This is a genomic window from Rhizobium sp. BG4 (genome assembly GCF_016864575.1).
Classification (GTDB): Bacteria; Pseudomonadota; Alphaproteobacteria; order Rhizobiales; family Rhizobiaceae; genus Rhizobium.
The window spans coordinates 1560140-1583278 of the sequence record NZ_CP044125.1 but is presented as its reverse complement, the minus strand read 5'-3'; the positions used below and the strand labels follow the sequence as shown (position 1 = coordinate 1583278).

General features: G+C 62.6%; 31 protein-coding genes and 1 tRNA gene. 21 read left to right on the top strand and 11 right to left on the bottom strand.

Features of this window, described 5'->3' with window-relative positions; translation table 11 throughout:
- Positions 1–25 precede the first annotated feature (25 nt).
- The 4 genes from F2982_RS08275 to F2982_RS08260 form a co-directional block, all read right to left on the bottom strand.
- Positions 26–799, bottom strand: a complete 774-nt coding sequence (locus tag F2982_RS08275) for a DNA-binding domain-containing protein (protein WP_203429780.1) — start codon at positions 797–799, stop codon at positions 26–28.
- Positions 800–807: 8 nt separating this feature from the next.
- Positions 808–1662, bottom strand: a complete 855-nt coding sequence (locus F2982_RS08270) for a DUF692 domain-containing protein (protein ID WP_203429779.1) — start codon at positions 1660–1662, stop codon at positions 808–810.
- Positions 1663–1725: 63 nt separating this feature from the next.
- Positions 1726–2013 carry a DUF2282 domain-containing protein gene (locus F2982_RS08265; protein WP_130279316.1) on the bottom strand — a complete coding sequence of 96 codons (288 nt, stop codon included), beginning with the start codon at positions 2011–2013 and terminating at the stop codon, positions 1726–1728.
- 44 nt (positions 2014–2057) lie between these two features.
- A complete protein-coding gene (locus F2982_RS08260; RefSeq protein ID WP_112713999.1) occupies positions 2058–2327 on the bottom strand; it encodes a DUF2282 domain-containing protein in 270 nt (89 codons plus the stop codon).
- A 227-nt stretch (positions 2328–2554) separates the two neighbouring features.
- Here F2982_RS08260 and F2982_RS08255 point away from each other — a divergent pair, with 227 nt between their 5' ends.
- Positions 2555–3121 (top strand): sigma-70 family RNA polymerase sigma factor, encoded by a 567-nt coding sequence (locus F2982_RS08255; protein ID WP_203429778.1) that lies wholly within the window; start codon positions 2555–2557, stop codon positions 3119–3121.
- The gene (locus F2982_RS08250) at positions 3108–3743 is read left to right on the top strand and encodes an NrsF family protein (protein WP_203429777.1); all 636 of its coding nucleotides are present in this window, start codon (positions 3108–3110) and stop codon (positions 3741–3743) included. The genes F2982_RS08255 and F2982_RS08250 overlap by 14 nt, the downstream gene beginning before the upstream one ends.
- A 66-nt stretch (positions 3744–3809) precedes the next feature.
- Here the strand turns inward: F2982_RS08250 and F2982_RS08245 are convergent.
- Positions 3810–3896, bottom strand: a tRNA-Leu gene (locus tag F2982_RS08245).
- 193 nt (positions 3897–4089) lie between these two features.
- On the opposite strand from F2982_RS08245, the gene F2982_RS08240 reads away from it, so the two are divergent.
- Entirely contained in the window at positions 4090–4512 is a 423-nt protein-coding gene (locus F2982_RS08240; protein ID WP_203429776.1) for a BA14K family protein, read from the top strand.
- Between the two features lie 3 nt (positions 4513–4515).
- On the opposite strand, the gene F2982_RS08235 is transcribed toward F2982_RS08240, so the two are convergent.
- Positions 4516–4809: a SelT/SelW/SelH family protein gene (locus F2982_RS08235; RefSeq protein ID WP_203429775.1), complete on the bottom strand. Its 294-nt coding sequence runs from the start codon at positions 4807–4809 to the stop codon at positions 4516–4518.
- A gap of 119 nt (positions 4810–4928) precedes the next feature.
- Between F2982_RS08235 and F2982_RS08230 the strand changes: the two genes are divergently transcribed.
- From F2982_RS08230 to F2982_RS08220, 3 genes are read left to right on the top strand one after another with little or no spacing between them, the layout of a single operon-like run.
- Positions 4929–5675 carry a type 1 glutamine amidotransferase gene (locus F2982_RS08230; RefSeq protein WP_199625956.1) on the top strand — a complete coding sequence of 249 codons (747 nt, stop codon included), beginning with the start codon at positions 4929–4931 and terminating at the stop codon, positions 5673–5675.
- 2 nt (positions 5676–5677) lie between these two features.
- Complete coding sequence (locus F2982_RS08225) at positions 5678–6232, top strand: sugar O-acetyltransferase (RefSeq protein WP_203429774.1); 555 nt, start codon at positions 5678–5680, stop codon at positions 6230–6232.
- A 53-nt stretch (positions 6233–6285) separates the two neighbouring features.
- The gene (locus tag F2982_RS08220) at positions 6286–6744 is read left to right on the top strand and encodes a GFA family protein (protein ID WP_203429773.1); all 459 of its coding nucleotides are present in this window, start codon (positions 6286–6288) and stop codon (positions 6742–6744) included.
- On the opposite strand, the gene F2982_RS08215 is transcribed toward F2982_RS08220, so the two are convergent.
- Together F2982_RS08215 and lepA are read right to left on the bottom strand one after the other, a co-directional pair.
- The gene (locus tag F2982_RS08215) at positions 6741–6932 is read right to left on the bottom strand and encodes a type II toxin-antitoxin system CcdA family antitoxin (RefSeq protein WP_203429772.1); all 192 of its coding nucleotides are present in this window, start codon (positions 6930–6932) and stop codon (positions 6741–6743) included. The two genes, F2982_RS08220 and F2982_RS08215, sit on opposite strands and share 4 nt — an antisense overlap.
- A gap of 134 nt (positions 6933–7066) precedes the next feature.
- Positions 7067–8899 (bottom strand): translation elongation factor 4, encoded by a 1833-nt coding sequence (gene lepA / locus F2982_RS08210; protein ID WP_112713981.1) that lies wholly within the window; start codon positions 8897–8899, stop codon positions 7067–7069.
- Positions 8900–9028: 129 nt separating this feature from the next.
- On the opposite strand from lepA, the gene F2982_RS08205 reads away from it, so the two are divergent.
- From F2982_RS08205 to F2982_RS08185, 5 genes are all read left to right on the top strand, one after another.
- Positions 9029–9598 carry an XRE family transcriptional regulator gene (locus F2982_RS08205; RefSeq protein WP_130279308.1) on the top strand — a complete coding sequence of 190 codons (570 nt, stop codon included), beginning with the start codon at positions 9029–9031 and terminating at the stop codon, positions 9596–9598.
- Positions 9599–9615: 17 nt separating this feature from the next.
- Positions 9616–10137 carry a GNAT family N-acetyltransferase gene (locus F2982_RS08200; protein WP_130279307.1) on the top strand — a complete coding sequence of 174 codons (522 nt, stop codon included), beginning with the start codon at positions 9616–9618 and terminating at the stop codon, positions 10135–10137.
- Positions 10138–10208: 71 nt separating this feature from the next.
- The gene (locus F2982_RS08195) at positions 10209–11234 is read left to right on the top strand and encodes a histone deacetylase family protein (RefSeq protein ID WP_203429771.1); all 1026 of its coding nucleotides are present in this window, start codon (positions 10209–10211) and stop codon (positions 11232–11234) included.
- 5 nt (positions 11235–11239) lie between these two features.
- The gene (gene recX / locus F2982_RS08190; RefSeq protein WP_112713973.1) at positions 11240–11794 is read left to right on the top strand and encodes a recombination regulator RecX; all 555 of its coding nucleotides are present in this window, start codon (positions 11240–11242) and stop codon (positions 11792–11794) included.
- A gap of 122 nt (positions 11795–11916) precedes the next feature.
- Positions 11917–12810 (top strand): EamA family transporter, encoded by an 894-nt coding sequence (locus F2982_RS08185; protein WP_130279304.1) that lies wholly within the window; start codon positions 11917–11919, stop codon positions 12808–12810.
- Here F2982_RS08185 and F2982_RS08180 read toward each other — a convergent pair whose 3' ends face one another.
- Complete coding sequence (locus F2982_RS08180) at positions 12811–13278, bottom strand: truncated hemoglobin (protein ID WP_130279303.1); 468 nt, start codon at positions 13276–13278, stop codon at positions 12811–12813.
- Positions 13279–13456: 178 nt separating this feature from the next.
- On the opposite strand from F2982_RS08180, the gene mbfA reads away from it, so the two are divergent.
- Positions 13457–14440 (top strand): iron exporter MbfA, encoded by a 984-nt coding sequence (mbfA, locus tag F2982_RS08175; protein ID WP_203429770.1) that lies wholly within the window; start codon positions 13457–13459, stop codon positions 14438–14440.
- 65 nt (positions 14441–14505) lie between these two features.
- On the opposite strand, the gene F2982_RS08170 is transcribed toward mbfA, so the two are convergent.
- Together F2982_RS08170 and F2982_RS08165 are read right to left on the bottom strand one after the other, a co-directional pair.
- Positions 14506–15105 (bottom strand): transglutaminase-like cysteine peptidase, encoded by a 600-nt coding sequence (locus F2982_RS08170; protein WP_112713965.1) that lies wholly within the window; start codon positions 15103–15105, stop codon positions 14506–14508.
- Between the two features lie 182 nt (positions 15106–15287).
- A complete protein-coding gene (locus F2982_RS08165; protein WP_203429769.1) occupies positions 15288–16091 on the bottom strand; it encodes an alpha/beta hydrolase in 804 nt (267 codons plus the stop codon).
- Positions 16092–16261: 170 nt separating this feature from the next.
- Between F2982_RS08165 and infC the strand changes: the two genes are divergently transcribed.
- The 9 genes from infC (at position 16262) to pheS (ending at position 23130) form a co-directional block, all read left to right on the top strand.
- Positions 16262–16798, top strand: a complete 537-nt coding sequence (gene infC / locus F2982_RS08160) for a translation initiation factor IF-3 (protein WP_112714396.1) — start codon at positions 16262–16264, stop codon at positions 16796–16798.
- A 154-nt stretch (positions 16799–16952) separates the two neighbouring features.
- Positions 16953–17519: a hypothetical protein gene (locus tag F2982_RS08155; RefSeq protein WP_203429768.1), complete on the top strand. Its 567-nt coding sequence runs from the start codon at positions 16953–16955 to the stop codon at positions 17517–17519.
- Positions 17520–17666: 147 nt separating this feature from the next.
- Complete coding sequence (locus tag F2982_RS08150; RefSeq protein ID WP_199625966.1) at positions 17667–18197, top strand: hypothetical protein; 531 nt, start codon at positions 17667–17669, stop codon at positions 18195–18197.
- Positions 18198–18200: 3 nt separating this feature from the next.
- A complete protein-coding gene (locus F2982_RS08145; RefSeq protein WP_203429767.1) occupies positions 18201–18866 on the top strand; it encodes a response regulator transcription factor in 666 nt (221 codons plus the stop codon).
- Entirely contained in the window at positions 18863–20254 is a 1392-nt protein-coding gene (locus F2982_RS08140) for a HAMP domain-containing sensor histidine kinase (RefSeq protein ID WP_203429766.1), read from the top strand. Before F2982_RS08145 ends, F2982_RS08140 begins: the two co-directional genes overlap by 4 nt.
- A 197-nt stretch (positions 20255–20451) precedes the next feature.
- On the top strand, positions 20452–20655 hold the full coding sequence (rpmI, locus tag F2982_RS08135; RefSeq protein ID WP_056816455.1) for a 50S ribosomal protein L35: 204 nt from the start codon (positions 20452–20454) through the stop codon (positions 20653–20655).
- Between the two features lie 40 nt (positions 20656–20695).
- Complete coding sequence (gene rplT / locus F2982_RS08130) at positions 20696–21100, top strand: 50S ribosomal protein L20 (protein ID WP_112713953.1); 405 nt, start codon at positions 20696–20698, stop codon at positions 21098–21100.
- Positions 21101–21199: 99 nt separating this feature from the next.
- The gene (locus tag F2982_RS08125) at positions 21200–22018 is read left to right on the top strand and encodes a serine/threonine protein phosphatase (RefSeq protein WP_246777527.1); all 819 of its coding nucleotides are present in this window, start codon (positions 21200–21202) and stop codon (positions 22016–22018) included.
- Positions 22019–22047: 29 nt separating this feature from the next.
- Positions 22048–23130: a phenylalanine--tRNA ligase subunit alpha gene (gene pheS, locus F2982_RS08120; RefSeq protein WP_203429765.1), complete on the top strand. Its 1083-nt coding sequence runs from the start codon at positions 22048–22050 to the stop codon at positions 23128–23130.
- The last annotated feature ends 9 nt before the right edge of the window (positions 23131–23139 follow it).

The following is a 23139-nucleotide window of genomic DNA, read 5'->3' as shown; positions in this document are numbered from 1 at the left end:
CGAGGGCGTGGCAAGCGTCATATCCTCATTCATGGTCGTCTCCTGTCGAAAGGTCCGAGAAGGCGCCGGCTTGCAGCGCTCCGGCAAGATTGGCGGAAAGGTCGAAATCCGGCGCCGCCGCAAAGGCTGCGCCCGCGGCGGCAGCAAGCGTCGAGCCGCTGAGCAATGCTTCGAGAAATGCAGCACCCCCGGGCGGCAGCCGGTGTACCTCGACGATCATCTGCGGCCTGACGATGAGCGCGTCCTCGCCATGCCAGTCGTCGATCGGCGCAAAGGCCATCTCGCCGGCATTCATCGCCCATATGGTCACCGTTGGATGGACGGAGCGGAGGATGGATGCGGACGGGTGCGGCGTTAACACCAGCGACGCGAGTTGCCCTTCTTCGAGCAGCGCCAGGCGATCGGCGGCGAGCGGTGCCGCATCTGCCGCGTGATAGGCTATGCCGCGCGCCGCTTCCAGCCGGATAACATCGGCGAGATAGGCGATTTCCCGTGCCGGCTCGAAAGCCTCGACGAAATCGGCAAAGCCATCGCCATAGGAAAGCAGTAGCGGCGAGCGCGGCGGATGCAGACAGATAAACTCGTAGGCCATGCCGGCGAAGAACTCCTCGCCTACGATCTTCTCGGCAACCGGAAAGCGGGATGCGACGGCGCCGATCAGCCCCGAGACGACATTGTTGCGATAGACGCCGAAGCGCCGCAGCGGGCGTGCCGCATTCCAGGCGGCGATCCCTTCGGGAACCGGCAGCGCGCTATCCCGTAGCGCTACCGCGAATTGCTCTTGTGTGATGGTAGCCATGACACGCCTCAGGCCGCCCGCAGCCGCGCGGCGCGATCGAGGATCGCTCCCGCGGCCTCAGCTTCGGAGCGCAGGACCGGCCATTCCGGCACGTCGTTGTCCCATTCGATCAGGCTGGCGATCGGCCCCGTCCGGGCAATCAGTTCTTCGTAGAGCGCCCACACCGGGTCCTTGACCGGCGTGTCGTGCGAATCGATCAGCAGTGGCGCACCTTCGTCATCCGTCGTTTCCGAATGACCGCTGAGATGGATCTCGCGCACCCATTGCACCGGGAAGCGGGCGAGATAGTCGCGCGGGTTCATGTTGTGATTGGTGGAGGCGACGAAGACGTTGTTGACGTCGAGCAGCAGCCCGCATCCGGTCTGCCTGACGATCTCCGCCAGGAATTCGGTCTCTTCGAGCGTGCTTTCCTCGAACAGAAGATAGGTCGCCGGATTCTCGAGCAGCATCTGCCGCTTCAGCGCGTCCTGCACCTGGTCGATATGATCCGCAACGCGCGACAGCGTTTCAGATGTGTAGGGCAGGGGCAGGAGGTCGTTGAGGAATACCGTGTCATGCGTCGACCAGGCGAGATGCTCCGAAAAGCTCTCCGGCTCATAGCGATCGCAGACGGTCCTCAGCCGCTGCAGATGATCCTGATCGAGCGGCTGCATTGAGCCGATCGACAGGCCGACGCCATGGATCGACAAAGCGTAGTCCTCGCGCAGCTTGCCGAGCTGCGCATGCGGCGGACCGCCTGCGCCCATATAGTTCTCGGCATGCACTTCGAAGAAGCCGACCGGCTGGGGTGCTGCGATGATGCTGGCAAAATTTTCGGGCTTGAAACCGATGCCGGGACGGCGGGGCAATGCGGAGGGTTTCATCCTGTCTCTCCTGAAGTTGGGTTGGCGGCGCCGTCTCGGCGCCGCCTGCTGTTTGCAACCGGATCAGGCCGGAGCCGGACCCTGCGTCAGCGAGCCAGTGCCATCGGGCGTCTTCATCGACGTGCAGGTTCCGGCCGGAACGAGCTTCCAGGCGTTCTTCTGGTAGTCGATCTTCGCCGTGCCGGCGCAGGTCGTGCCGGGGCCGGCAGCGCAATCGTTCTGCCCCTTGAGCGCGATGCCGTAGCACTTCTCCTTGGCGGCATCCTGGGCCGAAGCGGTCTGGACGCTGCCGATCAGCGTCAGCGCGGTGGCGACCGAGGCTGCAAAGACGGTGGCGGGGAGTTTGGTCATGGTCTTCTCCGGTATCTCTTGGTTTCTGGGGGCGGTGGAGCCGATCAGGCCGGCGTCAGCATGCCGTGGCCCTTCGGCGTCTTCATCGACGTGCAGGTGCCGGCCGGGACCAGCTTGAAGGACATCTTGTCGTAGCTGACAGTCGACTTGCCGGCACAATCGTGCTTGCCGGCGGCGCAATCGTTCTGGCCCTTGAGGGCAACGCCGTAGCACTTCTCCTTGTTGTCGGCGGCCGAGGCAGCGGGGGCTGCGATGGTTGCGAGCGCCGAAGCGATGGAGCCGGCCAGTGCGAGCGTAACGATGCTGTTCTTCATTGTTTCATCTCCGTAGAATGGCGAGCCGTGATTGGCTTGCACTGAGGGCTACGGAGGCGTGGCAGCTGTTGTTACACGGCTCCCACGATTTTTTTACGGGACGCGCCCTTGCCGTTTACGCGATGGCAAGCGAAAAGCCTGAAAACAAAGGCGTGTGAGGCCTGTCTGAAATATTTCTGCCCGGGCGGTAACAAAAACGTGTGGTCCTCCGTAGAGGATTATGTCGGGTGAAACATTCGGCGCGTGAAGAGGAATGGGCAGGCTGGATGCGCAGCGCCATGGATGGCGATACGCAGGCCTATCATCGCTTCCTTTCCGCCGTCACGCCGCACCTGCGCGCCATGGCGCGCCGCCGCTGCGATCAGTTCGGCGCGCCGGCGAGCGAGGCGGAAGATGTCGTGCAGGAAGTCCTGCTTGCGGTGCATCTGAAGCGCGGCTCGTGGGATCCGGCACGCCCGATCGGCCCGTGGCTGTCGACGATCGTGCGCAACAAGCTGATCGACAGTCTGCGCCGCCGCGGCCGCCATATCGACGTGCCGATCGACGACGTGATGGCAACGCTTGAGGCGGAAGAGCAGGCGGGCAATCTCGACCGGCTCGATGCCGAACATATGCTGGAGCGGCTGAAAGACCCGCAGCGCGATATCGTCCGCTCGATCTCGATCGAGGGGGCGGGCATCCGCGAGACGGCCGAGAGGCTGAAGATGACAGAGGGTGCGGTGCGTGTTTCCCTGCACCGGGCGCTGAAGGCGCTGGCGGCCCTATACCGGAGTGAGACGCGTGAAGACCGATGACCTGATCAGCATGCTTGCAGCCGATGCGCCGGTGCGATCCCGCCTCGGTCCGCTGCTCAGCCGCGCGCTCGTGGCGGGCGTCGTCATCTCGGCGGTTCTGCTGCTCTCCACCATCGGCATCCGCCGCGACATGGGAACGGCAATCGAAACCGCCCGCGTGCTCTTCAAGATCGTCACCACGCTGACGCTCGCAGTCACCGCCTGCGGCCTCGTCTTCCGCATCGGCCGCCCCGGCGTTCCCTTGAAGCTTGCGTCCCTGGCTCTGCTGCTGCCGCTGGCACTGGTGATCGCCGGCGTCGCAACGGAACTGACGGCCATTCCGGAAGACGCCTGGCGCGCAGCGCTGCTTGGCCGCAACGCCGCCTTCTGCGTCTTCTTCATCCCGGTATTGTCACTGGCCCCGCTCGCAGGCTTTCTCTGGGCGCTGAAGAATGCCGCACCGGCAAATCCCACCCTCGGCGGCGCCGTCGCAGGTCTCGCCTCGGCCGGCCTTGCCGCAGCGCTCTACGCCTGGCATTGCCCCGACGACAGTCCGCTTTTCCTGGCGACCTGGTACACGACCGCCACCGCCGCCGTAACGGCACTCGGCGCTATCATCGGATCACGATATCTGCGGTGGTGAGGAGGAGAAAACAGCAGACTGAAAAAGCCGTTGGTACCGGCTTAAGCTGCTAATTTTCAATGGGAATGGTGCCCAGAAGAGGACTCGAACCTCCACACCCTTTCGGGTACCAGCACCTGAAGCTGGCGCGTCTACCAATTCCGCCATCTGGGCGACGGAGAGCCATGTACGGGGGTGGCCTCCGACTGTCAACTGGCTTTTTGAAGTTTTCCTGACAGTCGGCAAAAAAGATTGTGACGATCCCCACAGAACCGCATTCACGGCGAACTGATTGCCAGTTTTTCTCGGCTCGGATTTTCTTGGAGCGCGCGTTGCCTATATAAAAGTGATGGGAAAGGAATCATCCATGTCCGCTTTGCGCAGTGCCGTGATCGCCTCCATCGCCCTCCTCATGCCGCTTGCTGCCAAGGCAGAGCCGGCATTCGGCCAGCTGTCGGGGCGAGGCCCGGTCGTCAATACGCAGTCGACCTATTGCGATTATCGCGGCTGCTTCGGCTTCGGGCCGCGGCAATGGCACCGCCCGGCCTATGTGCAGCCGAATTACCGGCCGCCGACGGCGAGGGGGCCGACCTATTATCAGCCGAGGACGCAGGCGCGTCCGCAGCTCACCTATGATCCGCCGCCGATTCGCACCTTGCGCCCCGCCGCCAAGGATCCGCGCATGCATGTCGAGTGGTGCCGCAATCAGTACCGGACTTACAATCCAAAAACCGATCGCTTCGTCACCTATCAGGGCATCTACCGCACCTGCAATTCGCCCTTCGACTGAACCTCAGCTTTCCAGCGAGGCGCGGTCGGTATGGCCGAGATCGCGGCCGGGCTCGATGATGTCGCGCACGCGCTGCTTCAGTTCCTTCGGTCCCGGAAACCCGCCGTCGCGCTTGCGCTCCCAGATCAGGTCGCCGTTGACGCGGATCTCGAAATTGCCGCCGGTTCCGGGAATGAGTGCCACTTCGCCGAGGCCGTCGGTAAAGGTCTGCAGCAGCTCCTGCGCCATCCAGCCGGCGCGCAGCAGCCAGTTGCACTGGGTGCAGTAGAGAATGGTGACGCGGGCCTTTTCGGTCATGGGGAGTTTCCTTTCGCCTTTGCTCCGGTTTAGGAGTTTCGTCAGAAGCGCGCAATCTTGCCGCTTGCATAGCCGGTCGGCGCATGGTCACACTCGGCCATGGAATCGAGGAGAGAATGATGCGGGTCGCCGTCGTCGAGAACATGCCGAACACCCATATCGGCGCGCTGGGCACTGCCCTTGCCGAGGCAGGCGCCGCGATCGACTGGTACCGCCCGTGGAGCGATGGCGCCCTGCCGGCCGGCCCGGAAGCCTATGATGCGCTCGTCGTGCTCGGCGGCGAACAGAGCGCCGTCGATGACGCGGACTATCCCTATCTGCCGGCGCTTGCTGCCCTGATGCGAAGCTACGGCGACGCTGAAAAATCCGTTCTCGGCATCTGCCTTGGCAGCCAGGTTCTGGCGCGCGGCTATGGCGGAGAAAACATCCTGAACGGCACCCGCGAATTCGGCTGGAAGCCTGTCGACGTGACCGGCGAAGGCCGGGCCGATCCCCTGTTCGAGGATCTCGGAGACGCTTTTCCGATTTTCGAGTGGCATTCCGACACGTTCACGCTGCCCGCCGGTTCCGTGCGGCTGGCATCGACGGAAGCCGTGCCGAACCAGTGCTTCCGGATCGGCAGGGCCGTCTACGGCGCCCAGTTTCATTTCGAGGCGGATTCGTCCGTTGTCGATCGCTGGAATGTCGAGTTTCGCGAGTTGGCCGAGGTGCTCGAGCCCGGCTGGCATGAGCGTTTCCCGCAGACATCGGCCAGATATTCCGCCGATGCCGATCGTGCCGGCCTGGCGCTCGCCCGCGCTTTCGTGCGAACGATCAGGCCCTCTGTTGAGGCGCAGGATGCTGCCGATAGTCGCCTGAGCGCCTGAGCATGGCGAGCGAAGCCGAAAAGATGGCGGCGGGCGAATGGTATTGCTGCCTCGATGCCGAGCTCGACGACCTGCGCGTCAAGACCCGGCGCGCCGTGCATCAGCACAACACGATGCCGCCGGATGAGCGCGGCATGATGGCGCCGGCACTCAGGGCGCTTTTCCGCGAGGTCGCGGACAGCACCTTCATCGAAGCGCCGTTCCACTGCTCCTATGGCATCAATCTCAGCCTCGGCGAGCGCGTCTATCTCAATGCCGGCTGCACCATTCTCGATTCCGGCCGTGTCAGCATCGGCGATCGCTCGATGCTTGGCCCCGGCGTGCAGATCTATTGCGCCGACCATCACAGGGATGCCGAGTTGCGCAGCCAAGGGATCGAGATCGCCCGTCCGGTGACGATCGGCCGCGATGTCTGGATCGGCGGCGGCGCGATCATTCTGGGCGGCGTCACGATCGGCGATGGCGCCATTGTCGGCGCGGGTTCTGTGGTGACGAGGGATGTTGCGGCAGGCGCAACCGTCGTCGGAAACCCGGCCCGGCCGGTCAGGCGCGACTAGCGCTGGAAGCGCCGCTTTGCCGGCCTAGATCAGAAAGACAACAGGAGGATAGGATGAGCGAGAACGCGTTGCCCTGGGAGGGCGGTTGCCGTTGCGGCCAGGTGCGGCTGAAGATCAGTGCCAAGACGCTGCTGACCATGGCCTGTCACTGCACAGGCTGCCAGAAGATGTCGTCGAGCGCCTATTCGCTGAGCGCCGCCGTTCCCACGGAAGGCTTCGAGGTGACCAAGGGCGAACCCGTCATCGGCGGCCTGCACGGCCCGGAGGCCCACCACTATTTCTGCCCGAACTGCATGACCTGGATGTTCACCAAGCCCGAAGGCATGGATTGGTTCGTCAACGTCCGCCCGACCATGCTCGACGATCTCGGCTGGTTCACCCCGTTCATCGAGACCTGGACGAGCGAGAAGCTTGCCTTCGCCGAGACTGGCGCCAGGCATAGCTATCCGGCGCTGCCTGAGATGGATGCCTATGAGGGGCTGGTGAAGGAATATATGGCGCAGGAAATCTAGAACGTGCGGTAGCGCGCCAGCGGCAGTCCATACGTCTCGACGTACGCATTCTCTTCCGCGATCGCCTCTGCATTTTCGGTGAGCCAGAGCCGCTCTCGTTCTTCACGAGGAAGCGTTGCATCATCGCTTGTCGGGCGGCTTGCGATTGGTACTTCGTCCGTTTCCGGGTGCTGCTTATCTATAGCCATGGCACAACTCGAAAAGAGAATGGCGCAATCTAGCCTGACCACGAATTTATGACGCAATCGCTGACCGAGCACAACGTGGCGAAATAAAAAGGGAGGCGCGAGCCTCCCCTGTCACATCCAGCCAAAGCGGCTGATTACTCGTCGCCCATCTTGAGCGCTGCGATAAACGCTTCCTGCGGGATTTCCACCTTGCCGAACTGGCGCATGCGCTTCTTGCCTTCCTTCTGCTTTTCCAGAAGTTTGCGCTTGCGGGTGGCGTCGCCGCCGTAGCACTTGGCCGTCACGTCCTTGCGCAGCGCCGAGATCGTCTCGCGGGCAATGACGTTGCCGCCGATCGCGGCCTGGATCGGGATCTTGAACATATGCTTCGGGATCAGGTCCTTCAGCCGCTCGCACATGTCGCGGCCGCGCTTTTCGGCGGAGGTGCGGTGAACGAGCATGGAAAGCGCATCGACCGGCTCGCCGTTGACGAGGATCGAAAGCTTGACGAGGTTGCCTTCGCGGTAGCCTTCGAGGTGATAGTCGAACGAGGCGTAGCCCTTGGAGATCGACTTCAGGCGGTCGTAAAAGTCGAAGACGACTTCGTTGAGCGGCAGCTCGTAGGTCACCATGGCGCGCGTGCCGACATAGGTCAGCTCGGTCTGGATGCCGCGGCGGTCCTGGCAGAGTTTCAGGATGCCGCCGAGATAATCGTCAGGCGTCATGATCGTCGCCTTGATCCACGGCTCCTGGATTTCCGCGATCTTCACCACGTCGGGCATATCGGCCGGGTTATGCAGCTCGCGCTCCGAACCATCCGTCATCGTCAGCTTGTAGACGACCGACGGTGCGGTAGCGATCAGGTCGAGATCGAATTCGCGCTCCAGGCGCTCTTGGATGATTTCGAGATGCAGCAGGCCGAGGAAGCCGCAGCGGAAACCGAAGCCGAGAGCGGCGGACGATTCCATTTCGAAGGAGAATGATGCGTCGTTGAGGCGAAGCTTGCCCATCGCTGCGCGCAGGTCTTCGAAGTCGGCCGCATCGACCGGGAAAAGGCCGCAGAAGACGACCGGCTGGGCCGGCTTGAAGCCCGGCAGGGCTTCGGCGGTCGGGCGCTTGTCTTCGGTGATCGTGTCGCCGACGCGGGTATCGGCCACTTCCTTGATCGAGGCGGTGATGAAGCCGATCTCGCCGGGGCCGAGGCTGTCGACATTGACCATCTTCGGCGTCAGCACGCCGATGCGTTCCACCTGATACTTGGCATCCGTGCCCATCATGCGGATCGTCTGGCCCTTGGTCAGGACGCCGTCGATAACGCGCACGAGAACCATGACGCCGAGATAGGTGTCGTACCAGCTGTCGACGAGCAGCGCCTTCAGCGGCGCCTTCTCGCCTCCGGGGCTCTTCGGCGCCGGCAGCTTCTGGACGATGGCTTCGAGAACGTCGGGAATGCCGAGGCCGGTCTTGGCCGAAATCAGCACGGCTTCCGAAGCGTCGATGCCGATCACTTCCTCGATCTGTTCCTTGATGCGGTCGGGCTCGGCCGCCGGAAGGTCGATCTTGTTGAGCACGGTGACGAGCTCGTGGTTGTTATCGATCGCCTGATAGACGTTGGCGAGCGTCTGGGCTTCGACGCCCTGCGACGCGTCGACGACGAGCAGCGAGCCTTCGCAGGCCGACAGCGAGCGCGAGACTTCATAGGCGAAGTCGACGTGGCCGGGGGTGTCGATCAGGTTCAGGATATAGGTCTCGCCATCCTTGGCCTTGTAGTGCAGACGCACGGTCTGGGCCTTGATGGTGATGCCGCGCTCGCGCTCGATATCCATGTTGTCCAGAACCTGCTCGGACATCTCGCGCTCGGCAAGTCCGCCCGTCGTCTGGATCAGGCGGTCGGCAAGCGTCGATTTGCCGTGGTCGATATGGGCCACGATCGAGAAATTGCGGATATGGGAAAGCGGAGTCGTCGAATTGGTGCTCATGGGCGCCATATAGCAGCGCCTTCCCCTGCCGCATAGGGGAAAAGCAGGACTTTGTTTAGGATAAGTTGCGGCGCAGAATGCCTCTTGATTCCATCATCGGATCCTGTATTTCTCTTATAGTAGAAATTTGGGGATTGAATGGAAGACGAACTCGAAGCCGCCATCGGCGCCAGGATCCGCAAGCTCCGGCTGGAAAAGGGGCTGACGCTGGATGATCTCGCCACCAGCTCCGGCGTCAGCCGGGCGATGATCTCGCGCATCGAGCGCGCCGAGGCGAGCCCGACTGCATCGCTGCTGGCGCGGGTCTGCGCCGCGCTTGGCCTGTCGCTCTCGACCTTCTTCGCCGGGCAGGACGAAGATGCCTCGCCTCTCGCCCGCCGCCACGAGCAGCAGGTCTGGCGCGATCCGGAGACCGGTTATGTCAGGCGCTCCGTCTCGCCGCCCGGCACCGCTTCGGAGGTCGATATCGTCGATGTCGAGTTTCCGCCCGGTGCCCGCGTCAGCTTCCCGCCGCATGCCGCAAGCCATGGCATGACCCAGCATATCTGGGTGTTCGAAGGCGAGATGGAGATGACGGCGGGCGAGAAGGTTCACCACCTCTTCGCCGGCGATTGCCTCTTCATGCCTGTCGGCGAGGGTCACGTCTTCTACAATCCAACCAGCAAGCCCGCCCGCTATTGCGTCGTGCTCAGCCGCAGCACGCGATGATGTCTCAGGAGAATACCATGTCCGCCATCCGCATCTTGAACGCCACTGAGGCCCGCGCCGCCATTCCCGATCTCTGCGAGGTGCTCGCCGATTGCGTCGAAGGCGGTGCCTCCGTCGGCTTCATGCAGCCCTACACCGCGGCCGATGCGCTGCCCTATTGGCAAGGCGTCGTGGAGTCCGTCGAGGCCGGAGCCAATCTCCTCGCCATCGCTGAAATCGACGGCCGTGTCGTCGGCACCGTCCAGGTCGGCTTCGCCTCCATGCCCAACCAGCCGCATCGTGGCGACCTGAAGAAGCTGCTCGTCCACCGCTCCGCCCGCGGCAGGGGCATCGCGCGGCTCTTGATGGAGGCGATCGAACAGGAAGCGGCCCGCCACGGCAAGCATCTGCTGGTGCTCGACACGGCAACCGGCAGCGATGCCGAAGCCATCTACCCCCGCCTCGGCTGGGAACGCGCCGGCGTTATCCCGGATTATGCCCTCTGGCCCGACGGCGGCTACTGCGCCACGACGCTGTTTTACAAACGGGTCGCTGCGTGAGGCGCTGAAGCCATTGACGAATCGGCGCTTCGCCGCGCCTTATCCGGACAACGAACAGGGGATACCGCACGATGCGCGTCATTTATTCCGAAGATCACAAGCTGCGTGACGCGAAGACGGAGCTGCACAATGGGCAGCTGGTCACGCCCTTCGAAGGGCCGTTTCGTGCGGAGTGGATTCTCGATGCCGTGCAGGCTGCCGGTTTTGCCGATGTCGTGGCGCCCGAGCGTCATGGTCTCGAAATCGCGATAAAGGTCCATGACCGCGGCTATCTCGAATTCCTGTCAAAGGCCTGGGACATGTGGAAGGCGACGGGTGCAGCAGGCGAGGCGATCCCGACATCCTTTCCGGTTCGCCGGTCGACGCTCCGGATTCCCAACGATATCGACGCGCTGCTCGGCTATTATGCCAATGCTGCCGAAACGGCGATTACCGACGGTACCTATCAGGCGGCTGTCGCCTCGATGCAATGTGCGGTCACCGGCGCCGACTGGCTGAATGCTGGAAACCGTTTTGCCTTTTCGCTCTGCCGCCCGCCCGGCCATCATGCCGGTATCGATCTCTTCGGCGGCTATTGCTTCATCAACAATGCCGCGGTCGCGGCTCAACGCCTGCTTGATCTCGGCGCGAGGAAGGTGGCGATCCTCGACGTCGATTTCCATCATGGCAATGGCACGCAGGATATCACCTACCGCCGCGGCGACATCTTCTTCGCCTCGCTGCATGGCGAGCCGGCCGATGCCTTCCCGTATTTCTGGGGCTATGCCGACGAAATCGGCGAGGGCGCCGGAGAGGGCAGCAATGCCAACTATCCGCTGCCGCGCGGAACGGCCTGGAGCGAATGGGCGGCAGCCCTCTCGGATTCGCTCGCCCGCATCAAGGCTTTCGGCGCCGAGGCGATCGTCGTGTCGCTCGGTGTCGATACGTTCGAGCGCGATCCGATTTCCTTCTTCAAGCTGAATTCCGATGATTTCACCCGCATGGGCGCGATGATCGCCGCATCCGGTCTGCCGGTGCTGACCTGCATGGAGGGCGGCTATGGCGTGCCCGAGATCGGCCTCAACGTCGCCAATGTCCTGACGGGCCTGGAGGCTTAGCCGGCTTGGACGAGGAAACGCCAGCATCCGATATTCCGACGCCGCGCATGTTCTCATGGGCGCGCAATTCGGCGATCTATCGGCTCGAGCGGCGCATGCATACGGAAAAGCAGCTCTACGACGCGATCGCCCGAAAGGCGCGCGAGAAGTTCGAGGATATCAGCGAGGCGCAGGTCAAGGCGCTCGCCGATTCCGCCGTCAAGTTCGCTTATGACAACAAGGCGATCGACGACACCGCCTATGCCGAGATCGGAACGCGCTCGGGCATGCGCAGCGGCAAGTCGAAGCGCGCCATCGCCCAGAAACTGTCGCAGAAGGGCGTCGCCAAGGCGACGGTGGCGGCGGCCGTTGCTGAAGCCGACGATTTCTACGCCGCGCTGGTTCTCGCCCGCAAACGCGCCTTCGGGCCATTCCGCAAATGCGAGCTCGACGAGAAGCGCCAGACGAAGGAACTCTCGGCCTTCGCGCGCGCCGGCTTCAGCTTCGAACTCGGCAAGCGGATCTTTAGCATGCAGCGCGAAGAGGCCGAGGAGGCGCTCGACGAACGGCGCCATCTCTAGGACCGATCGACATTCAGTCGATTGGCCCTAGCCATGAAGTCCGCTGACCCTTTCCATCAGAAGTTTGAATTTGTCCCGCGCGCACTGCCGCCGTAAGCAGGGCGGAAATGGGGAGAGGGATCATGGGCGCACAGCCTGACAATACGGTGGTGAATGGCGGCGAGGCGGCTCCGTCATCGGGAAGCGTCGCATCGGGCGCTCTGATGTGCCTGCTCTCCATGTCGTCGATCCAGTTCGGTGCAGCCCTTTCCGCGCCTGCAATCGCCGCCTACGGCCCGGCCGGTGCGTCTTGGCTGCGTCTCGTCTTTGCGGCGTTGATCCTCGCGCTGGTCGTCCGTCCACCGGTTCTCAGATATAGCCGCGAACAGTGGATCAGTGCGCTCGTCCTCGGCACGACGACGGCGCTGATGACCATATCCTTTTTCGCCTCGATCCAGCGCATCCCGCTCGGCCTTGCCGTGGCGATCGATTTTCTGGGGCCTCTCTCGGTGGCAACCTTCGGCTACGGGCTGACGCGCCGCCTGATCTGGCCGGTCATTGCGGCCGCGGGCGTTCTGTTTCTGGCTTATGACGGCGAGGGCTGGGTGGGCAACCTGCCCGGCGTCCTCTTCGCCGCCGGGGCCGGAACGGGCTGGGCGATCTATATCCTGCTGACGAAAAAGGTCGGCGCCGCCTTTAAGGGGCTGGAGGGACTGTCGATGTCTCTCCTTGTTGCCGCCGTCGTCGCAACGCCGTTCGGTTTCATGGGTGCCGTGCCAAAGCTCGACGGCTTCGGGTTGATCGAGATGGCAGGCCTCGCCATCCTCGTGCCGCTGCTGCCCTATACGCTTGAAATGATCGCGCTGCGGCGCATGCCCACGGCGTCCTTCGGCATTCTGATGAGCCTCGAGCCGGCGATTGGCGCCTTGGCAGGCTTTATCATCCTGATGCAGCCGATGACGCTGCTGCAGATGATGGGAACGGCGCTCGTCGTTGCCGCAAGCGCCGGCGCCACCTTCATGTCGGCCAAGAGCTGATCAGGCCCGTTTCAGGCTCGGATCGTCGATCGCCGGATTGTAGAACAGCGACAGCGTCAAGCTGCGCGCGATGCGCTCGGCCGTCGCCATGAACCAGGCCTTCGCCTCCGGGTTCGGCGCGATATCGTCGAGCGTCGCGGAAAACAGCGCCAGCCATTTCGGAAAGAGTTCCGGCGTCATGTTGGCGACGCCGACATGCGCCTGTACCGGCTTTCCGCCGTAAGCGCCGCTGCGGAAGGCGACCGAGGACCAGAAGCTCTTCATCTTTTCCATATGCTCCGGCCAGCGGCCCGAAAGCCGCGCGTCGAAAACCGGCCCGAGTTCCGGATGCTCCAGAACACGGCCATAGAACGTATCGACCAGCTTGCTGACGAAGGCCTCGTCGATACCGATCGCCTTCATATCCGCTTCCGCGCGCTCGCGGATTGCCGCGACATGTGCAGCGCGGCCCTGCAATTCATTGCTCATCTCAGAAACCACCCCGGCTCTGCCGCATCTGCGGCGCCCTTCATATAGGTGTTGCAACCGCGAGACTAAAGCAGGGAAGGCCCGGTTGCGGCAATCTGTCAAATCCCGCCCCTCCAGCCTTGACCGGTGGGTCGTAGCACTTTAGATTTAGAATAATTCTAAGTTATGGAGCATTGCCATGCTGGCGCGCCTTTTCAGATCGCAGAAGCGTTCTTTTAAATCATTGTCGGAACAGGAAATTCTGGCACTCGCCATCGCCTCGGAAGAAGACGATGCCCGCATCTATCTCGCCTATGCCGACCAGTTGAAGGATCGGTATCCTGCCAGCGCCAAGGTCTTCGAGGATATGGCCGAGGTCGAGAGTACCCATCGCAAGTCGCTGATCGAGATCCACCGCCAGCGTTTCGGCGAGCGTATCCCGCTGATCCGCCGCGAGCACGTCCAGGGCTTCTACGATCGCAAGCCCGACTGGCTGCGCAAGAACCTGACACTTGATGCCATGCGCCAGGAAACCGAGGCGATGGAAGAGCAGGCCTACCGCTTCTACGTCGAGGCAGCAAAGCAGACATCGGATGCGTCGACGCGCCAGCTTCTCGGCGATCTCGCCCTGGCCGAACAGGGCCACGAAGACATCGCCCGTATGCTCGGCGACAAACACACGCCCGACAGCGTCAAGGAAGAGGAAAACGAGGGCGTCCGCCGCCAGTTCGTGCTGACCTATGTGCAGCCCGGTCTTGCCGGCCTGATGGACGGCTCGGTCTCGACGCTGGCTCCGATCTTCGCAGCCGCCTTCGCGACGCAGGATACCTGGCAGACCTTCCTGGTCGGTCTCTCGGCATCCGTCGGCGCCGGTATCTCGATGGGCTTTACCGAAGCGGCGCATGATGACGGCAAGATTTCCGGCCGCGGTTCGCCGATCAAGCGCGGCCTGGCCTGCGGTATCATGACGGCGCTCGGCGGCCTCGGCCACGCGCTGCCCTACCTGATCCCGCATTTCTGGACCGCGACCATCACCGCCGCCGTCGTCGTCTTCTTCGAGCTTTGGGCAATCGCCTTCATCCAGAACAAGTATATGGAAACGCCGTTCCTGAGGGCCGCTTTCCAGGTCGTCGTCGGTGGCGGCCTCGTGCTCGGCGCCGGCATCCTGATCGGCAACGGCTGAACGAACTAAACCGTGAAACGAAAAAAGGCCGGCAAATGCCGGCCTTCTTGCTGAAATCTGTCTGTTTACTGCAGGGCGCCGACGAGAACGTCGCGGCCGTTCTCGATGGTGACCCAGCGCCCGGCATTGTAGCTCGACTGGCGCTTGATGAAGGAATAGTTGGTGTCGAACCACGGCTTCACATTGGTCGCCAAGTTGTCGAGGATGAAGTCGCCTTCGGTGGTACGCAGCGTCAGCACGGCATGGCCTTCGCCGTCAGGCTTGCGCACGACAGTCATCAGAAGGTTTGCCGGCGAAAAGCCGCGCTGAATCAGGATGCGGCGCTTCAGCAGCGCATAGTCTTCGCAGTCGCCGGCCGTCGTCGGATAGGCCCAGACCTCGTCCTTGCCGTAGATTTCCTTGTCGGTCATCGGCTTGATCGTGGTGTTGACGGTCGTGTTGACGGAGCGCACCAGCGTCCACTGGTCGGGCGTCATCTGCATGGTCGCCGTATTGCGGTTCGGGCCGCATTCGTCACGATGAATCTGACAGAAATCGTAATGACCGATTGGCTGCGATGTCGCTCCACCCGTCACCATGGACAGGTTGGAAGTCGAAGCCGGCAAGGCGGCCGAAGACATCGCTAGCATGGCCATCATGGCCACGAGGTAACCCTTGATACGCACGCCCGTATTCCCTGCATCGCCCTTGTATTTATTAACAAAGAGTTAACGGGGAGGGGGCTCAGGAGTCAATCGTTACTTCTTGGTAGGGAATTACAACTCTCGGACATGGTTAAAATGCCACAGAAGGCGGGCTTGCGCGGCGCTCTCTCAACCGGAGATACTATTAGAACGTTCGAACGGACCTATTGACGGACGAGCGCCGTCACTGCAGCGAGCATCCGCTCGATATCCTGCGGCCGCGAAAGGCGGTGATCGCCATCGCGCACGAAGGTCAGCACCACGTCGTCGGACGGCAGGTGCTCGATCAGTTTCATCGCATGCGCATAGGGCACATCCGGGTCCTTCATGCCCTGCAGGATATGCACCGGGCATCCCGTCTCGATGATCCCCGTCAGCACCTGGTTGGCGCGCCCGTCGTCGATCAGCGCCCGCGTATAGATATTGGGCTCGGGGCTGTATTCCGACTTTTCTTCGAAATAGCCACGCTCTTCCAGCGAAGCCCGTTCCTTCTTTGTCAGGTGCGGCTCGATCAGCTCGGAGGTGAAGTCGGGGGCGGGGGCGATCAGCACCATGCCGTCGAGCTTCGGTCCATCGGCATGCTTGCCGAGTTCCTGCGCTAGCCGCAGGGCGATCCAGCCGCCCATCGACGAACCGACGACAATGATGCGTTTCGGATTGGCATGATGGATGACGGCCAGCGCCTCCTCGAGCCAGCGCGAGATCGTGCCGTCCCGGAATTCGCCGCCGGAAAGCCCGTGCCCCGAATAGTCGAGACGCAGGCAGGCCAGGCCCATTTCGGCCGCCAGGCGGTCGAGTTCGATCGCCTTCGTGCCGCTCATGTCGGAACGGTAGCCGGAGAGCCAGACGAGCGTCGGAGCACCTTCGGCGCGGCTTGCTTCACGCAGGATGAACGCAATCTGGCGGCTCGCATCGCCGTCGCCGACGGAGAGAAACTGCGGGTCGGGGGCGTTTTGCATCTCGGACATGGCGGAACTCCTATCGTTTGAGCCTATAAAACAGATTCTTGACAGGCTGACAGCAGGTGATTTTTCCGCTAAAGCGTGCTACTGACTCCGTTGCAGCGATAACGAGACCCCGTTTGTGCCCCCGTGGGAGTACGAGCTGCAACATTCAACAACTCGAGGAGAGTACGACCATTCGCAGACCCTTTAAAGCCGACGCGCCCGTTAAGGAAGGGCCGCGCTCGAACCGGGAAATTCGCATACCCCGTGTTCAGCTGATTGACGCAGAAGGACAGAACCTGGGCATCGTGCCCACCGATCAGGCCCTGAAGATGGCTGAAGAAGCCGGTCTCGACCTGGTGGAAATTTCCCCCAATGCCGAACCGCCTGTGTGCAAGATCCTCGATCTGGGCAAGCTGAAATACGCGAACCAGAAGAAGGCCGCCGAGGCGCGCAAGAAGCAGAAGATCGTCGAAGTCAAAGAAATCAAGATGCGCCCGAACATCGACACCCATGACTATGAGGTGAAGATGAAGGCGATGGGCCGCTTCTTCGAAGAAGGCGACAAGGTCAAGGTGACCCTGAAGTTCCGTGGCCGCGAAATGGCTCACCAGGAACTCGGCATGAAGCTGCTTCAGCAGGTAAAGGCCGACACGACCGAATTCGCCAAGGTCGAAGCCGAGCCCAAGCTCGAAGGCCGCCAGATGATGATGGTGCTCGCGCCCAAGTGAGCGCGGTCCATCAGGATGCATCGAAGCCGTCCGCAAGGGCGGCTTTTGTGTTTTTGGGGCTTTCTGACAGAACGCTGACAGAAGCGCTCAGCGCCCTGTCAGCGTCGCAATGCCATTCTCCTTCCATCGAAACACGGATGGAAAGGAAACGATCATGGCCCTTCGTCTTAAAGAGATCATGATGGTGTCAGCCGCGGCGCTGGCACTGGCCGCTGCTTTGCCTGCCTTGCAGCCTGCCGGATCTTCGCTCCTCTCGTCCGCCGCCTATGCCCGCGGCGGCCATGACGGTGGCAGCGGCAGTTCCGGCCGCGGCGGCAGCGACGATTCCGGCGGAGACGATCATGGCGGCAGCAGCCACGACAGCAGCGGCGGCAATAGCGGCCATGGCCGTGGCAGCGATGATTCCGGCGACGACGACAATGGTGGCGACCGCCATGGCGGCCGGTCGGCTGCCGCCGGCACCGATGACAGCGGCCGCCGCGGCCGCGACAATGACCGCAGTGAGCGTCCCCGCGTCACCCTTTCCGTCTCAGCAACCAGCCTTCAAGGCCTGCTGAATGGCTCGCTGATCGCCGTTGATCAGCTGGGACGCCGGCTGGAAGTCGAGGTCGAGAACGAACACGGCGTTCAGACCGTCGAAGTGAAACCGCATCGCTCCGATGCCATCCGTAATCCCGGTCCGATCACGGATGTCTCCATCAGGCCCGCGGCAACGCCGTAAATGCCTGGTTCTTCCGCCCGCCCCGGAAGGTCGATGCTCCGCCGCTTGCCGGCGGAGCATCAGCCGTTTGCAGATGGCGACAAGCGCCCTTGTGCGGGAGGGGCGAAGCGTTCAGTTTATCAGCCGTACATGAGGTCCGGACCAAGGATGTATTTCACCCGCCGCAGATTGACCGCTCTCTTGCTGTCGGCCGCCGTCCTCTTGGCGGCCTCTGCGCCTGCCTATGAGGTGGCCGCGAAAGATGGCGGCAGTGACAGTTCGGGCAGCGGCAGCTCTGGCAGCAGTGGATCGAGCGGCTCTTCCGGCTCGGGCTCGAATTCAGGCTCCGGCAGCTCGGGTCATGATGGCGGCGATGATCACAGCGGCCATGGCGGGGGCGATGACGACGGCGGCGGAGATGATCACGGCGGCAGCGGAAGCAGCGGTAGTGGCGGCAGCTCCGGTTCTGGCCGGTCCGATTATGACCGCGCCCGCGACGCCGTTCGCGAAGGCCGCATCCTGCCTCTTAAGTCGCTGCTGCAGAAGATCGACGCCCGCCGCTATGGCCGTGTCATCGATGTCAGCCTCAGCCGCTCGCTGTTCAGCGACGTCTACCAGCTGAAGCTTCGAGACGGCAAAGGCACTATCCGAACGCTGCGCGTCGATGCACGCAGCGGCGAAGTGATCGGGGACAAGTGACTGATGAAAATCCTGCTTGCCGAAGACGACGCCAATATCGCTGTCCACCTTGCCGAAACCTTTGGCCGCGAGGGTTACCTCGTCGAGACGCTGAGCTCCGGCCCCGAAATATGGGAGCAGGGCGAAACCGGTGACTATGCAGCGATCGTGCTCGATCTCGGTCTGCCCGGCATGGATGGTCTGTCGATCCTCAAGCGCTGGCGGGCGAATGGCGTGGAAACGCCGGTTCTCGTGCTGACGGCTCGCGGCTCCTGGATGGAGCGCGTCGACGGTTTCGATGCCGGAGCCGACGATTATCTGCCCAAGCCTTTCCGCAGCGAGGAGCTGCTTGCACGTCTCCGCGCCCTGTTGCGGCGTGCCGGCCGCGTGCAGCCGCGGGTGAAATCCGCGGACCGTTTCACACTTGATGAACAGGCCCGCCGCGTCACCTTTGATGGCCGCGAACTGGATCTCAGCCCCCTCGAATATCGCATGGTCTCGCTGTTCATTGACCGGCCGGGCGCTGTGCTCACCCCTGCCGAGCTCGCCAGCCAGGTCCAGGGCCGTGACGACGACGCTGCAAAGAATGCCGTGGAGGCGATGGTGGCGCGGCTGCGCAAGAAGACCGATAGCAACGCCATAGAGACGCGCCGCGGCTTCGGCTACGTCCTGCCGGGAAAAGCACGATGACGAAGTCGCTGCGCTTCCGTCTCGCTGCCGGAGCCTTGGTCGCCATTGCGGTTGCCCTTGCGCTGGTCTGGTTCGTGCTCGGCCATCTCTTCGAGGATTATCTGGCCGACCAGTATGCCAATGAGATGGCCGCGGTTTCCGACGCGCTCGGCGCCCGCCTTGCGATCGAAAACGGCGCTCTCTCATTGGTGAGCGAGCCCTCCGATCCGCGCTTTCAGACCCCGGCGGGTGGGCGCTACTGGCAGATAACGCCTGATGATCCCGGTGCGTCGCCCTTGAGATCGCGATCGCTGTGGGACGAAGAACTGACCAAGGTCAGCCTTTCCAAGGATCTCTATTGCGGCTTCCACGAAGCCGAGGGACCGGATGGCGCGACGATCCTGGTGACGGTGAAGGCGATGTCGGTGGGCGAGGGCGATGCCCGCAAGAGCTTCACTATCTATACCGCCTTCTCGAAGGACGAGATGGAGAGCTCGCTCTCGAATTATCATCGTCCGCTTCAGCTGATGTTGGCCGCGACCGGTCTGCTGCTGCTCGCAGCCGCTTTCCTGCAGGGTCTGATCGGCCTGAAGCCGCTGGTGCGGCTGCGCAATGAAGTCGCAAATATCCGTGCCGGCCGCAGCGCTCACATTGGCTCCGAGGGGCCGAGCGAGGTCCGCCCGCTCGTCAACGAAATCAATCTGCTGCTTGCCGAACGCGAAACCGCCGTCGAACGTGCCCGCTCCCGGGCAAGCGACCTGGCGCATGGATTGAAGACGCCGCTGACGGTGCTCTCGCATCTCGTGGAAAGCCTGCCCGAGGATAAGAGGGACACGGCCCTGCAGCAGATCGAGCTCGTCCGCCAGCGCGCCGACCGCCAGCTGCAGGCAGCGCGCATGGGCGTTGAGCGCATGGCGACGACTTCGCTTCTCGGCATTTCAGGAAAGCTTGTCAGCGTCCTCTCTCCGGTCACCGACGGCAAGGGGATCGGCTGGAAGGTCGATATCGATCCCGCCCTGACGATCGAGGCGGACCCCGCGGATGTGGCCGAGGCGATGGGCAATATTCTCGACAATGCCGTCCGCTTCGCCCGCTCGCGCATCGATGTTTCCGCGGCGAAGGAGGGCGAAGCCATCATCCTGCGCGTCGGCGACGATGGCCCTGGTGCCGCACCCGAAAACTATGCGATGATGCTGAAGCGCGGTGTCAGCGTCGATGACGCCCATGCCGGCTCGGGCCTGGGGCTTGCCATATCGGGTGATATCGCCGAAGCTTATGGCGGCAAGATCGTCCTGTCTCGGTCTGATCTCGGCGGCCTGGAAGTGGCGCTAGCCCTGCCTGCGCCGAAGAATTTGGCCCCGGCAACCGAAGCGCAAGATTCCGCAGGCCGCCCCGTTGCACTTTCATGACACTGCGGGTATAAGCGCGCGTCCGAACTGACCGGCAGGGCATGCCGTGGCAGTTTCGAATGCTTGCGGACAGGTTTCGTCACCGGTGCCGCAGATCAACAACAAACGCTCCCGCACCTTGTTGCGACGGCCGGTTTCCGGGCATCGCTTGAGGGTTTCTTTGAAACACGCAGGGAGGACAGAAACGGAGTAGCAAAATGCCCAAGATGAAGACGAAGTCTGCTGCCAAGAAGCGGTTCAAGATCACCGCAACTGGCAAGGTCAAGGCTGCCGCTGCTGGCAAGCGCCATGGCATGATCAAGCGTAGCAACAAGTTCATTCGCGATGCACGTGGCACGATGGTTCTGGCTGAACCCGATGGCCGCAAGGTCGTGAAGAACTACCTGCCGAACGGTCTCTAAGACTATTCCGCGAACGCTTTAGATTTAAGGAGATCATGAAATGGCACGTGTAAAAAGAGGCGTTACCGCCCATGCCAAGCACAAGAAGGTTCTGAAGGCAGCAAAGGGCTTTTACGGCCGCCGCAAGAACACCATCCGTACCGCAAAGGCTGCCGTTGACCGCGCCAAGCAGTACGCTTACCGCGACCGCAAGGTCAACAAGCGCAACTTCCGTGCGCTCTGGATCCAGCGTATCAACGCTGCTGTCCGCGAATTCGGCCTGACCTACGGCCGCTTCATCGACGGCCTGAACAAGGCTGGCATCGAAGTTGACCGTAAGGTTCTCTCCGACATGGCAATCCATGAGCCGGAAGCATTCGGCGCGCTCGTCAAGGCCTCCAAGAAGGCCCTCGAGTACCTCAAGGAAGCCGGTACCACGAACGAGTTTGAAGCGACGGTCAAGTAAGCCGGCGCTATCGAACTTCAGTTTCGATGTTTTCAAACCCGCGCTGGCTAGCTGGCGCGGGTTTTTATTTGTGGTTTTGACAGCGGGAGTCACGGGAACGTGGCAGATGCGATCGACAATCTGAAAGCCGGAAGCGGTCTGAGCGAGGAGGACATCCCGGTCCTGCTCGCCGCCCTGCTATCCGGCTCGCGGAGAGTGGAGCGCGTGCCGTTGTCGTGCTGTGCCGTCTGGATCAAGCGCTACGGCACCGAGCGGACCTCGCGCTGGATTGTTCTGCAGCGGATGATCGCCAATCTGATCGGCGCGCCCTTCCTGCGTCCGTCTCCTGCTGTCGACGACGAGGCGATGGCGGATCGCGAAGTGCGACGAAACGGGCAATTTTCCAACAACGGCATCCCGACGGCGCCGATTATCTACGCCTCCGGTTCGGCCGTCGTATTCGGCGATGTCGGCTTCACCGTCGCTCAGCAGCTCAAAGCGCTGGCGCGACAGGATCCCAAGGCGCATGACGAACTTCTCGTACTCTGCGCCACCGAGCTCGGCCGGCTGCACGCCAAGGGCCTCTGCCACGGACGCCCGTTCCCGCGTGACATGTTCGTGAGGGAAAGCCGCATCGGCTTCATGGATTTCGAGGAAGAGCCGGATAGCGTCATGCCGCTCGCAACGGCGCAGGCGCGCGACATCTGGTTGCTCTTTCTGCAGCTCGCCAGCCGCGCCCGTCTCGGCAAGGAGACCCATGATCGGGCCTTCGAGGCATGGTCTGGCACCGCTCCAGCCGACGCTGCGGCAGAACTGCGCAAACTCACTGGATTTCTGGGCGCCTTTTTATGGTTAGCCCGGTTGATTGGCCGCGTTCACATGGGTAGTGATCTGCGGCAGTTCATCATGGCAACCAGCTATTTGAAACACGCTTCCTGAAGCAATTGACGCCCGCAAGGCAGGAAAAGATGACCGAACTCGAAACTCTGGAAAAGCAACTCCTGGCCGATGTCGCCGCCGCCGCGGACGAGCCTGCTATCGAAGCGGTGCGCGTTGCAGCGCTCGGCAAGAAGGGCTCCGTCTCCGAGCTCCTGAAGACGCTCGGCACCATCTCGCCGGAAGAGCGCCAGACGCGCGGCGCCGCCATCAACGCGCTGAAGACCGTTGTGACCGACGCGATCACCAGCCGCAAGGCGGACCTGAAGCGCGTGGCGATCGACGCCCGCCTGAAGGCCGAGACGGTCGATGTCAGCCTGCCGGTCCGTTCCTCGCCGGCCGAGCGCGGCCGCATCCATCCGATCAGCCAGATCGTTGATGAAATCACCGCGATCTTCGGCGACATGGGTTTCTCGATCGCCGAAGGCCCGGATGTCGAAACCGACTATTACAATTTCACAGCCCTGAACTTCCCTGAGGGCCATCCAGCCCGCGAGATGCACGACACCTTCTTCTTCAATCCGGATGAGAAGGGCGAGCGCAAGGTTCTGCGCACGCATACCTCGCCGGTCCAGGTGCGCACCATGGAAGCGCAGAAGCCGCCGATCCGCATCATCATCCCGGGCAAGACCTATCGCCAGGACTCCGACGCCACGCACTCGCCGATGTTCCATCAGGTCGAGGGCCTGGTCATCGACAAGAAGGCGAATGTCGCCAACATCCGCTGGGTGCTCGAAGAGTTTTGCAAGGCCTTCTTCGAGGTCGACAGCGTGACGATGCGTTTCCGCCCGTCCTTCTTCCCGTTCACGGAACCGTCCTTCGAAGTTGATATTCAGTGCGACCGCTCCGGCCCGATCGTCAAGTTCGGCGAAGGCACCGACTGGATGGAAATCCTCGGCTGCGGCATGGTCCACCCGAACGTGCTGCGCTATGGCGGCCTCGATCCGGACGAGTATCAGGGCTTTGCCTGGGGCATGGGCCTCGATCGCATCGCCATGCTGAAATACGGCATGCCGGACCTGCGCGACTTCTTCAACGCCGATGTCCGCTGGATGAACCACTATGGCTTCCGCCCGCTCGACATGCCGACGCTGTTCGGCGGTCTGAGCGCGTAAGGGAGGATT